This window comes from Streptomyces sp. NBC_01244, assembly GCF_035987325.1.
Taxonomy (GTDB): Bacteria; Actinomycetota; Actinomycetes; order Streptomycetales; family Streptomycetaceae; genus Streptomyces.
In genome coordinates this window covers 771,987-784,252 of the sequence record NZ_CP108488.1, presented here as the reverse complement: position 1 = coordinate 784,252, position 12,266 = coordinate 771,987, and the positions used below count along the sequence as shown (strand labels likewise).

The following is a 12,266-nucleotide window of genomic DNA, read 5'->3' as shown; positions in this document are numbered from 1 at the left end:
GTTCGTCTTCCCCCTTCCCCCTTCCCCGTTCGCATTTCCTCTCCGAAGGAGCCTTCCTTGCAACGCAAGCGAGTTCTGCCGTTGGCCGCCCTGCTGCTCTGCGCGCCGGCCCTCGCCGGTACGGTGCCCGCCGTCGCGGCCGAGGTGCAGGCCGGACCGGCGCCCGCACCGGTGCCCGCGGGCCCGCTGCGGATCCTGCTCACCAACGACGACGGCTACAACGCGCCCGGCATCCGGCTGGCCTTCGCGCGGCTGACCGCCGCCGGGCACGACGTCACCATCGTGGCGCCACTGACCAACCAGAGCGGAGCCGGCACGAAGACCTCCAACTCCCCGTCCCTCACGGTCCGCCACCCTGAGCCGAAGGTATGGGCGGTCGACGGAACCCCCGGTGACTCGGTGAACTTCGGGCTCTCCGAGGTGTTCGAAGGGCGGGCGCCCGATCTCGTCGTGTCGGGCACCAACTTCGGCCCGAACGTGGCCGCGCTCGCCAGCCACTCCGGCACGGTCGGCGGCGCCGTCGCCGCACTGGACGCGGGCGTGCCCGCCATCGCCCTGAGCACCGGCGGCCTCTCCGCTCCCGACCCCGTGACCACGGTCAACGCGATGGGCCCGACGCTCGACTTCGCCGTCAAGCTGATCGACCGGCTGCGTTCCCGGGCCCGCTCCGGCCCCCTGCTGCCCCAGGGCGTCGGCCTCAACGTCAACCACCCCGTCATCGGTGCCGACGGCAAGGGCACCCCGGCCGGGGTGGCCACCACCTTCCAGGACGCGCAGGCGCTGCTGAAGGCCGACTTCACCGATGCCGGCGACGGCACCTGGAAGGTCGGCGTGACGGTGGACCTGAAGACCCCGGCCCGGGGCAGCGACGTGGAAGCCGTGAGCGCCGGGAAGATCGCCGTCAGCCCGATGAACGCCGACTGGAACACCGGACCGGTCGACTTCGCCGTCACCGCGGTTCTGCTCGCCGGGCTCCGCCCGTAGGCCGGACAGCCCCGGTAGCCGGGCTTCGCCCCTAACCGGGCCTCGCCCGCAGGCCGGGCCTTCGCCCCCGGGCAAGGTCCCGCCGACCACACCAGCCGGCCCTCCGGGGGCGGGGCGGGCGTCCCGCGCCCCGACCCGCCCCCGGAAGGTCCCCCACTCAGGAGTACGGATGCAGCGGTTCTCGCACCGGATCACCCGGCTTTCCACGGCAAGACCCTTACTCGGCACGGTACTCGCCCTCACCGCGCTGATCGCCACCGCGCTTCCGGCGGCCGCCTCTCCCGGCGGCCTCCCGGGCGGCTTCCCCGGTGGCGTTCCCGGCGGCCCGCCGGTCGGTTCGCCCCGCCCGGTGGTGTCCGTCGCGCAGGGCGTGCTGCGCGGCCGCGCCCACGACGGGGCGCAGGAGTTCCTCGGCGTGCCCTACGCCGCCGCACCGGTCGGGGAGAACCGGTTGCGAGCCCCGCAGGCGGCCCGGCACTGGAACGGGGTGCGCGAGGCCGTCGAACAGGCGCCCGCCTGCCTGCAGTTCTCGCCGTTCGGGCTGCGCGATCCCTCGGCCGTCAGCGAGGACTGCCTGTACCTCGATGTGTACCGGCCCGGCCGGGTCCGCGCGGGGGCCCGGGTTCCGGTGATCCTCTGGATGCACGGGGGCGCGTACAGCCAGGGAACCGGCACGCAGTTCGGCGGTCGCACCATGGCCGAGCTGACGGGGTCCGTGGTGATCAGCATCAACTACCGGCTCGGGCAGCTGGGTTATCTGGGCCTTCCCGAACTGGGGCGGGAAAACGTGCTGCGCTCCGGCTCCTTCGGCCTGATGGACCAGATCCAGGCGCTGCGCTGGACGAGGGAGAACATCGCGGCTTTCGGCGGCGACCCGGGCAACGTCACGGTCTCCGGCCAGTCCGCGGGCAGCGGTTCGGTGTGCGGACTGCTCGCCGCCCCGCCGGCGGCCGGGCTGTTCCACCGGGCCGTCCTGCAGAGCGGGCCCTGCACGCTGCTGCGTACCCCCGACGGCGCGCGGGCCGAGTCCGAGGCGCGGGCCTTCGCCGCGAGCGCCGGCTGTGCCGAACCGGCCGGAGTGGCGGCGTGCCTGCGCGCCGCTTCCGGGCGGTCGCTGGTGGACGCGGCCCGTACGCGGGCCACTTCGGGCCCTGCGTCGGGCGACGGGCTGCTGCCGCGGGACCCGGCCGCCGCGATCTCGGCCGGGTACTGGAACAAGGTCCCGGTCCTGATCGGGAGCACCCGCTCCGAGGCGCGCTTCTTCGTCGCGCTGACCCAGCCCGCCCTGACGGCGGAGCAGTACGCGCAGCAGGTCCTCGCGGGCTACGGCGAGGCCGGGCCGGAGGTCCTCGCCCGCTACCCGGTCGCCGCGCACGGATCCCCGTACCTGGCGCTGTCGGCGGTCATGACCGATTCGACGTTCGCTTGCGAAACCGCCCGGACGGCGCAGTCGTTCGCCCGTCAGGTCCCCACCTTCGCCTACGAGTTCGACGACCCGGACTCGCCGACACTGGCGGGCGCGCAGGTCCCCGGACTGGACGAATCGAACGCGCACAGCGCCGAACTCGCCTACCTGCACGACTTCACGATGGGTGAGCGACCCCTGACCGGCGTCCAAGTCGCCCTGGCGACAAGGATGAAGCGCTACTGGGGCGCCTTCGCACGCCACGGAGTTCCGGCGGTCGCGGGTCAGACCCCCTGGCCGGCGACCGGACCGGGCGGCACGGTACTGACGCTGGCGCCCGCGGGGGACCGGCTCGACCGGGCGTTCGCGGCCGAGCACCAGTGCGGCTTCTGGCGCGACCAGCCCTCCCGGCCGCTCTGACGGGAGACGAGACTCGGTGGTCCGTACGGGGGTGATCCGCGCGCGCGTCAACGCGTGAGCACGGAGCTCATCCTTTGGTGATCACCGAAAGGACGGCGGCCCGGGGGGTGCCGCCACGCCGCCGGATGCCCCGAGGGCCACGGTCCCCACGGGCATCCGGCGGTTTCCCGCGTCCACGGCGCGGGCGCGGGCCGCGCGGCGACGGGGGATCGCCGCGCGGAACGGACCGCGCGCGATGCCAGCATGCCCGTTCGGGCAACGGAACCCAGGCGAAGCCGTTGCGCAGGTACGGGAGGTGGGTAAGTGACCGCTCAAGCGGTGGGCACGGCGGCTCGCTCGACGCCCGCAGGGCGCAGGTCCGCGGAGGCGCCCGCGGACCCCGTCGGGGTCGCGGAAGCATCCGGGTCCGCGACTCCGGCAGGGGGTGGCGGGGTCGGAGCGGGTGCGGCTGCGGGGGCCGGTGGAGTCGTCGAGGCGGCTGCGGCACGGAGCGCGGCAGCCGCCGGGCAGGGTCCGCGCCGCACGGATCCGGAACTGCTGCTCGCCGCCTCGGTGCTGCTGGCCGACGCCGCCCTCACGGCGAAGCAGGCGGGCGCCGAGCTGACGGGCGCGCTCAGCAGCTGGCGGCTGGGGCTGGAGGCGTTGCGCCGCCCCGCCTGGGCGCTCGGTACGGCGGTGTCGTGCGCGCGTGCGCTGACCAGCCCGGCGGGGCTCGGATTCGGGGCCAACGGCGGGCCGGCCGGGGAATTGGCCCGGATCGCGGGGAACTTGACGTACCGCAGGCCGGCCGCCGTGGCGATGGCCGTGGATGCCTTCGCCCTGCGGATCCGGGCGATCGCCTCCGACCACCCCAATCTGGACTCGCCGCTCGCCAGGCGGCTGACCGACGCCATGGTGGCCGGGAACAGGCTGGAGGCGCTGCGCGCCATGCACGCGCTCGTCGAGCGCCTGGGGGTCACCCGGGCCCTGACCACGATGAGCCCCGTGATCATGGAACTGTCCGCGCTGCTGGGCCTGCTCGACGAGAACCCGGTCAACGACGACTTCTCGTGGGTGACCCTGGCCGGCGGCGTGCCGACCACCGATCCGTTCCTCGGGCTGCCGAGCACCCTGCTGAAGTACCTCAACCCGGGCCCCGGCCGGGCCGAACGGGCGGACGCGGACTCCATCCTGGCGAAGGTGCTGGCCACGTCCGGCAACGACATCGTCAGCTACGTCAACGACATCGGCGCCCTGGGCAACCACGGGCTGGTGCTGCTGCGCCGCGTCGAGTGCGCGGACGGCGCCGTACGGCACGTCCTGCTGCTGCCCGGAACGAGCTTCGCCCTGCTGAGCAACAGCACCCCGCAGGACCTGGTCGGAGCGTTCGACGGGCTGCTGCGCACCGATACGACGTACACGCGCGCCGCACGCAAGCTGCTGGTGCGGGCCGGGGTGCCGGCCGGCTCGGAGCTCATGATCGTCGGACACAGCCTCGGCGGCATGACCGCGATGAACCTCGCCGCGGACGTCGAGTTCTCCTCCCGCTACCGGCTCACGCACGTGATCGCGGTGGGCTCGCCCATCGACGGCAAACGTCCCGCCGACCACACCACCCAGGTGATCAGCCTCGTCAACAACCATGACGTGATCCCGATGATCGACGGCCGAGGCCCGGCCTCGCCCAACGACATCCCCACGAGCTGGGTCGAACTGGCCTGGCTGGACGAGTCGTACGACTACCCGCTGTCGCACGCTCCGCAGGCCTACTCGGACACCCTGCGCGGCCCCATGGCGCACCACCGGAAGAAGGTCAACGCGCTGATCGGCGCCTACGACGGCCGCATCGTCGGCAACCAGCCCTACATGCTGCGCGACAAGTGACCCAGGGAGAGCGCGAGATGACCTCTGACCACGATGGCGACTCCACGGCGAAGACCGCCCCGCGACCCCCCGAGACGGCCTGGGCCCTGGAGAACGCCGTGTTCACCGCGGCCATGGTCGCCCAGCGCCTGCCCTGGACGGACGCCGCGGCCCGCGCGCTCGGCCTGGAGTCCCTGACCCGCGAAGGGGTGCGGCGCGCCCTGCTGGAACACCTGAGGCGCACCCGCTCCGGCCGCCCGGTCCGGCTGCGGACACCCTTCGGGAACTTCCTCGTACCGCTGACCCCCGAAGCGTCCGAATCCCTCCTCGTCCGGGCGGACGAGGGGCGGGCGTTGGATCCCGCGGTCGGGCTCACGGCCGCCGGGCACCGGTACGGGCTGTCCCCGCACACCCCGCTGACCTGGGAGACCGTCGCACCGGGAGACGAACTGCCCGCGCTCGTGGCGCGGCACGTCGACGAGGCCGTCGAGGCCCGGCGCGGGGACGGCACCCTGGAGTGGCAGGCCTGGAGTCGGACGATGGCGGGGCTGGGCCGCCGCCTGGTGGCGGGCGAGGAGGCCACCGAGGACACCCTGCTGAGCGAGATCGTCACCCGGGCCGCCGCAGCGGACGGCCGAGGTGCCCGCGCGGACTTCGAGGCCGCTCTCCGGCGCAGGACGGCCCGCTACCTGGCGAGCCCGGACCCGGACTCCCTGGTCGGACGGCTGGTCGCGGCGGGCGCCTGCGCGGACACCGTGGCCGCGGCGGTGGCCCACGCCCTCGCCCTGGTCACCGAGGCCGCCACCGCCACGACCCTGCAGGCCCTGGCCCTGCACACGGTGGAACCGGCGGCCGTCCCGGAAGAGGCTGTGGCCCGGGTTCTGTGCCACTACCCCCCGGTGGCCGCCGCCGTGCACCGGGTCCGGACGCCGTTCGTCTGGGAGGACCTGGAGATCGTCGCCGGTACGGAGATCCTGTGCGCGCCGGGCTGGCTCCCCGCGCCGAAGGGCGGCGCCGGGCCGGGCGTCTGGCCTTCGCCGCTGTGCGGAGCGCCCGGCGCGTGCGCGGCGACCCGGCTCGCGGTGCTGGTCGCCGAGGAGCTCGTCCTCGCGATCACCGCGGTCGCCCGGCCCTTCCTGGTCTCGCCGAGGCCGGCCGCCGGCCGGCTGCCGGGCACGTTCGAGGCGCGGTCGCTGCTCGTCTCGCTCCGGGAACTCCCGGGCGGCCGGGGCGACGGCCGGGTGACGGTCGGCAGGCCGGCGGCCCTGCCGGTCCCGGTGCGCGGCTGCGCGCCCGCGTCCTACGGGGCCCTGGCGCAGACCAGCGCCGACCGGCTGGCGGCGCACGCGGAGAGCCTCGCGGCCTGCGCCGGGGCCGAGGGCTGGGACCGGGACGAGGCGGGGGAGAACTTCCGCATGGTCCTGCTCGACCACGCGGGCCGGTGCGCGCGGGCGGCCGACGGCGTACGGAGGGCGGCGGCCCGGCTGGCGGACTGAGGTGCGGGACCGGGCGGCGAGCGGTCGCCGCCCGGCTACCAGAAGGGGGTCTCGCGCCTGCCGCGCTCCCCGTCCACCAGGGACTGCACGGCCTCCTGGGCCTCGTCGCACAGCCGGCGGGCCGCGGCCCTGCGGGCGGAGTAGGACTCCGGCCGGGGCGGTGCGGGAATCGGCTCGCCCACGGTGATGAGCCACTTCGCCGGCAGCGGGAGGATCGTGGTGAGGGGGAAGTAGGGGAGGTCGAACAGGCGGGCCAGGGCCGGGACGTCACCGAACTTGGGGTAGGTCTCCTCGGCGCCGATCACGGACACCGGAACCACGGGAGCCCCCGCCTGGACGGCGGTCGCCGCGAACCCGGGGCTGAACGGGCGCAGCCGGTACCGGCTGCGGAAGGGCTTCTCCAGGCCGGAAATCCCTTCGGGAAACACCGTCACGAGTTCCCCGGCGGTCAGATGTTCCAGCCCGAGCGTCGGATCGAGCGGAAAGGCGCCCATTTTCCGGGCGTACGAACCGATCACCGGAAATCGAAAAGTCAGAGATGCGGCCGGAATGTTCAGGGGTCGGTTCAGAATGCGGGTGAGCGATTTGACGAGGACGAACGCATCGAGCCCCCAGGCCCCCGAATGGTTGGCCACGATCACGGCCGGCCCATCCTGCGGGATATTCTCCCCACCGGTGACCTCCAGGCGGAAATAGTCGTCCATCAGCCAGTCGAGCAGCCGGTCCCACGCGCTCTCCCCGGCTTCGCCGAGCCGCTCCTTCGCGTAACGGAACTCGGCGGCCCCCGCCCCCGTCACATCGGGAATGCTTTCCGACACGAGTATTCTCCTTTTCCCGCCGGTCATCGGCGCCACCTTGGCGCAATGGCCGCAATATCGCAAACAGGAGCTTTCATGACCACTTCCGCCCACGAATCGACCGGATCGATGATCGATCTGATCGGCGAAATCCTCCTTTCGATGGTGGAATGCTCTGCCGAGGAGGTGCACGCCGGGGCCCGGATGGGGGACCTGCTGACCGACTCACTCATGGTGGTGGAGATGGCCATGGCCCTGCACGAGAAACTGGACGTCAAGGTCGACGAGGAGGAACTCCGCGACATCACCGTCGCCCGGCTCGCCGAACTCCTCGACGCCCGCCGCGACTCCGTGGCGCCCCCGCGGGACGGCGCCGCTCGGTAGCCAGGCCCGATGACCGCGGAACTGCCCCTGGGCGGGCCGCCCCGGCCCTGCTGTTCAAGGCCGAGGCGGTCCGTCCCACGGGCCGGCAGGACTTCACCCGCGCGCTTCCCCTGCCGGCCACGACGCCCTGCGCGACGGGAGTCTGACGACAGGCCTAGCGGGCGCCCGCCGAGGCGTGGGCCGGCGGAGCGGAGGCCGCCACCGCCGACGTGGCGTGCACGGCGTCGAGCTGCGTCTCCATGTCGTCGAGCGCGCTGCGCACCGCCGCGATCCGCAGCAGGAGTTCGTCGGCCGCGTCCGGCGGCGACTGCTCCGCCAGGAGCAGGGACCGCTTCTCCTCCTTCTCGGCCTCCTCCTCCATCTCCCGTGCCTCCTCCAGGGCGTTGAGGACCACGCCGATCAGGACGTTGACCAGGACGAAGGACCCGAAGAGCACGTAGGAGGCGTAATAGAGGAGGCTCAGCGGGGAGATGGCCAGCCCCGCGTGGACGGCGTCCCCGAGCCCTTCGAGCGTCATCAGCAGGAACAGGGTCAGCGCGGCCCGGCCGATGGACCCGTAGTGCTGCGGGTCGTGGCCGGCGAAGCAGATCCAGCCGATCATGGCGTACACGTAGACGATCAGCGCGCCCACGAACAGGAAGCTGACGGTGCCGGGCAGGCTGCGGCCCACCGCGACCAGCAGGACCCGCAGCTGGGGCATGAACTTGGCGGTCCGCAGAACCCGGGCCAGCCGCAGCAGCCGCAGCAGCGTGGTGTTCTCCCGGAGGAAGGGAATGAAGGCCGAGGAGACGACCAGCAAGTCGAAGACGTTCCAAGGGTCTTGGAAGAAAGCTTTCGGCCGGTCGGCGTGCGCACCGAGGCGGATCAGCATCTCCAGGGTGAAGGCGATCACGCAGAAACGCTCGGTCGCCGAAAGGAGGCCGCTGTACTCGGCGGAGAGGCCGCTGTACGTCTCGGCCCCCAGGAGTGCGGCGTTGAAGAGGATCACCGCGAAAACGGTGAGCGAGAACGCGGGCGCCTCGCACACGTCACGGCAAGGTGCGGCAAGCCTTCCACGCCAGGTGTCCACCGCGGTCGGGTCGGTCATCGTGCTCCCTCGTACGGGCCACCGGCCGCCCCCGGCCCCGCACGCGTCGGCTGCGCCGCGACGGAAGACGAGGCAGCCGAGGCGATGTTCATGTTCCGGGTCGTGTAACGCCGTACGGGGGAATTCGAGACGCCCTGGAGCGCTACATCGCCCGATCGGGTCCCGGCCCGCCCCGCGAGGGCCGCGGGGCTGCGGGCAGGATGGGCGCATGACGAGTCGTGACGGTGGGACCGGACAGGCGTGGGGCGCGTTGAGAGGCCCCGAGGAGCTGGCGGGGCGGGTCGGCTACCGGGGGCCGAGCGGGCTGGGGGACGGACCGCTGCCCGTACGGGAACTCGCGCGGGCCACCGTGGGCGTGTGCGCACTGGCCGCCGCGGAACTGGCCGCCGTACGGGCCGGGGGCGCTGCGGACGACGTGGCTCCGCTGCTGGTCGAGGAAGGGGCCGTGGCCACGGCCTTCGTCAGCGAGCGTCACCTGCTGGTGGACGGCAGGCCGCCCGTCACCTTCGCGCCGCTGTCGGGTTTCTGGCGGGCTGCCGACGGCTGGGTCCGTACGCACGCCAACTATCCGCACCACGAGTCCGCGTTGGTACGCGTCCTGGGTGCCGGGACCCGGGAGGGCGTGGCCGCGGCGATCGCCCGGCGGCGGGCGGTGGACGTCCAGGAGGAGGTCTACGCGGCCGGCGGGCTGGCGGTGGCCGTGAGGACGGAGGGGTACGGCGAGCCGCAACCCCTCGTGGAGCGGACCGGCTCCGGCGTGCGCGGACGGCCCCTCGGGGCGGCGCCCGCAGGCACCGGGCTGCCGATGGCGGGGGTGCGGGTGCTCGACCTGACCCGGGTCATCGCGGGGCCGGTGGCCACCCGGACCCTCGGACTGCTGGGAGCGGACGTCCTGCGGATCGACTCCCCGGGACTCCCGGAATCGGACGACGCGTACGCGGACACCGGATTCGGGAAGCGCTCCGCCCTCCTCGACCTGGGCGAGGCGGGGGACCGGGCGGTGTTCGACGGGCTGCTGGCCGGCGCGGACGTGGTGGTGACGGGATACCGGCCGGGGGCACTGGAGCGGTACGGGCTGGGCGCGGAGGAGTTGCTCGCGCGGCGGCCGGGGCTCGTGGTGGCCGAGCTGTGCGCGTGGGGTTGGCGGGGCCCCTGGGCGGGCCGCAGGGGTTTCGACTCGCTCGTGCAGGCGGGGTACGGGATCTCCGCGGCCTGCGGTGACGGGCACGGCCCCGGGGTGCTGCCGGCGCAGGCACTGGACCACGGCACGGGGTACCTGGCGGCCGCCGGGGTGCTACGGGCCCTCGCGGAGGGCGGTGGGCAGGCCCTGCGGTTCTCCCTGGCGGGGACGGCGTCGTGGCTGGTCCGCGAGGTCCCGGGGGCCGGCGCCGCCGTACCGGGGTACGCCCCGGAACCGTGGCTGCGCGAGACCGTGTCGGGATACGGGCCGCTGCGGTACGCGGCCTCGCCGCTCGGTGGCCGCGGGTGGGAACGGGGACCCTCCCGCTGGGGGACGGACCGGGCCGCCTGGATCTGAGGCGGGGGTCGGCGGCGCGCACCAGGGCGGGGCCCCGGCCAGGGTGTCGGCCGGGGCCCCGCGGGGAGGTGCCGGCCAGCCTCCGGGGTCTGGAGGCGGCGGCATCGCATGGAACGGGTGAGGAGACTGGGCAGGGGCAGGGGCAGGGGCAGGGGCAGGGGCAGGGGCAGGGTTAGGTGCTCACGCGTTCCGGAACCGGACTAGAAGTAGACGTTCCAGGTGACGCTGACCGAGGACGACTTGCCCGCCGCGTCGGTCACGGTCAGGGTGCTGCCGCCGAAGCCCCAGGTGGTGGGGGAGCCGGTGATGACACCCGTGGCGGCGTTGATGCTCAGGCCGGCCGGCAGGCCCGTGGCCTTGAAGGCGTACGGCTTGGTGCCGCCGGTGGCCTGGAGGCCGAGGGTGACGGGCTTGCCGATGTAGACGGTCTGGTTGCCCGGGTTCGTCAGGACCGGGCTGGTGCCCGTGACGGTACTGACGGTCCAGGAGAAGGTCGCGGAGGCGGCCTTGCCCGCATTGTCCGTGGCGGTGACGGTCACGTTGGAGGTACCGGCCGTGGTGGCGGTGCCCGTGATGGTGCCGGTCGCGGAGCCGATGCTCAGGCCGGCGGGCAGGCCCGTCGCGGACCAGGCGTAGGGCGCGGTGCCACCGGTGGCCTTGACCGTCAGGTTGGCCGCGGCGCCGACGGCGGAGCTCTGGCTGCCGGGGTTGGTCACGGACAGGGCCGTACCCGCGGTGGTGATCGTCCAGGAGAAGGAGGCGGAGCCGGTCTTGCCCGCGTTGTCGGTGGCGGTGACGGTCACGTGGGAGGTTCCGGCCGTGGTGGGGGTGCCCGCGATGGTGCCGGTCGAGGAGGCGATGCCCAGCCCGGCGGGCAGGCCCGTCGCGGACCAGGTGTAGGGGGCGGTGCCGCCCTCGGCGCTGTTGCGCAGCTCGGGTATCCGGGCGCCGATGACGCCGTTCTGGGCCGAGACCGCGGCGACGGTGACGTTGCCGGGCTGCGGGGTGGTGACGACCAGGGCCAGGTTGAACCTGGTCAGGGCCTCGACCACGGGCTGGAAGATGGTGAACTTCTCACCGCTGCCCGAGGTGCAGGTCGCACTGCCGCCGCCGGAGTGCAGGCCGACGGCCTTGCCGCCGGTCGCGCTGACGTACGCACCGCCCGAATCGCCGCCCGCGGAGCAGGCGTTGGAGTACGACAGGCCGTCGATGACCACGTTGCCGTAGTCCACGCTCTGGTTGACCTTGGTGACCTCGCCGCACCGCATGCCTGTGGTCTGCCCGGAGCGGCAGATCGCGGTGCCGACCACGGCCTCGGCCGAGCCGGTGACGGCTATGGCGGTGTGGGTCGAGTCGCCCGCGACGTACGGGGAGAGGTTCCACCCCGACTGGTCCACGTCGACGACGCCCATGTCGCCTTCCCGGGCGTTGACGCTGCTCTGACCGTCCTTGTTGGACGTACCCACGCGGGTCCCGTCCTTGCCGTAGGCGGGCTGGTTGACGTCGTTGGTGCAGTGACCGGCCGTCAGGAAGGTCTTGGCGCCCCCGGTGACCCGGGTGGCGGCGAAGCCGACGGAGCACGGGCTCTCGCTGCCCGGCACCCACTTCTCGCCGCCGGTCACGTCGGCCTGCTGCCGCGGGCTGTCGGAGGTCTCCGTGACGTGGACGATGCCGCCGAGCGCGGAGAGGCGGGCCACGAAGGCGCCCGTGGAGGCGTTGCGCGCCGTCCGGTCCACCGTGACGTCGATCCGGTTGTTCCGGACGTCGGGACCCCACGACACCACACCCGGGATCCCGGCCCCGATGTCGCGCGTCACGGTCCGGGCGGTGGCGGCCAGTTCGGCCTGGCTGTAGCGGGCCTGCCGGGCCACGGCGCCCGCGTCCCGCACCAGCGCCGCGTCCGCCGCGTGGGAGACGGCCGCGTTCAGCCGGCCCGTGGAGGAGTCGAACCACATGCCCGCCACCCGGTCGCCGACCCGGCCCCGGATGAGGGTGGCCGCCTTGCCGGCCGCCGCTTCGTCGGCGATCCGGTCGCGGGCCTCTCCGGCGGTGAGGTGGAGATCGCGCTGCAAGGCCTCGAGGACCTGCGGGGGCACGGACGGTCCGGGCTGCGCGGCCGCGGTGGCGTGTGCGGGCAGGACGCCCAGGCCGCCGAGCGCGACCACGGCGGTGACGGAGGCGGCCGTAACGGAGGCCCACTTGGACCTGTTTGGCAGATTTCGCACGGAAATCCCTTCATGGGGGGGCGGACCGGAGGGGTAGGCCGGTACGGATGCGGGCCCCGTGGGGGAGCACGGGACCGGTCACGTCCCCG

9 protein-coding genes are annotated in these 12,266 nt (G+C 73.7%); 6 read left to right on the top strand and 3 right to left on the bottom strand.

Annotated features, from left to right (window positions below; genetic code table 11):
* Nucleotides 1–57: 57 nt before the first annotated feature.
* The 4 genes from surE to OG247_RS03300 all read left to right on the top strand — a co-directional run bounded on the left by surE (nt 58) and on the right by OG247_RS03300 (nt 6,147).
* Entirely contained in the window at nt 58–984 is a 927-nt protein-coding gene (gene surE / locus OG247_RS03315; protein WP_327250749.1) for a 5'/3'-nucleotidase SurE, read from the top strand.
* Nucleotides 985–1,153: 169 nt separating this feature from the next.
* Nucleotides 1,154–2,809: a carboxylesterase/lipase family protein gene (locus OG247_RS03310; protein WP_327250748.1), complete on the top strand. Its 1,656-nt coding sequence runs from the start codon at nt 1,154–1,156 to the stop codon at nt 2,807–2,809.
* Nucleotides 2,810–3,112: 303 nt separating this feature from the next.
* Entirely contained in the window at nt 3,113–4,672 is a 1,560-nt protein-coding gene (locus OG247_RS03305) for a lipase family protein (RefSeq protein WP_327250747.1), read from the top strand.
* Between the two features lie 17 nt (nt 4,673–4,689).
* Nucleotides 4,690–6,147, top strand: coding sequence for a hypothetical protein (locus OG247_RS03300; RefSeq protein WP_327250746.1), 1,458 nt, complete (start codon nt 4,690–4,692; stop codon nt 6,145–6,147).
* A 35-nt stretch (nt 6,148–6,182) separates the two neighbouring features.
* On the opposite strand, the gene OG247_RS03295 is transcribed toward OG247_RS03300, so the two are convergent.
* A complete protein-coding gene (locus OG247_RS03295; RefSeq protein WP_327250745.1) occupies nt 6,183–6,992 on the bottom strand; it encodes a lysophospholipid acyltransferase family protein in 810 nt (269 codons plus the stop codon).
* 48 nt (nt 6,993–7,040) lie between these two features.
* Here OG247_RS03295 and OG247_RS03290 point away from each other — a divergent pair, with 48 nt between their 5' ends.
* Nucleotides 7,041–7,328: an acyl carrier protein gene (locus OG247_RS03290; RefSeq protein WP_327250744.1), complete on the top strand. Its 288-nt coding sequence runs from the start codon at nt 7,041–7,043 to the stop codon at nt 7,326–7,328.
* Between the two features lie 154 nt (nt 7,329–7,482).
* On the opposite strand, the gene OG247_RS03285 is transcribed toward OG247_RS03290, so the two are convergent.
* Nucleotides 7,483–8,415 carry an ion transporter gene (locus tag OG247_RS03285; RefSeq protein ID WP_327250743.1) on the bottom strand — a complete coding sequence of 311 codons (933 nt, stop codon included), beginning with the start codon at nt 8,413–8,415 and terminating at the stop codon, nt 7,483–7,485.
* A 208-nt stretch (nt 8,416–8,623) separates the two neighbouring features.
* Here OG247_RS03285 and OG247_RS03280 point away from each other — a divergent pair, with 208 nt between their 5' ends.
* On the top strand, nt 8,624–9,952 hold the full coding sequence (locus OG247_RS03280; RefSeq protein ID WP_327250742.1) for a CoA transferase: 1,329 nt from the start codon (nt 8,624–8,626) through the stop codon (nt 9,950–9,952).
* A 200-nt stretch (nt 9,953–10,152) separates the two neighbouring features.
* Here the strand turns inward: OG247_RS03280 and OG247_RS03275 are convergent, their stop codons facing one another.
* The gene (locus tag OG247_RS03275; RefSeq protein ID WP_327250741.1) at nt 10,153–12,177 is read right to left on the bottom strand and encodes a S1 family peptidase; all 2,025 of its coding nucleotides are present in this window, start codon (nt 12,175–12,177) and stop codon (nt 10,153–10,155) included.
* Nucleotides 12,178–12,266: the final 89 nt, after the last annotated feature.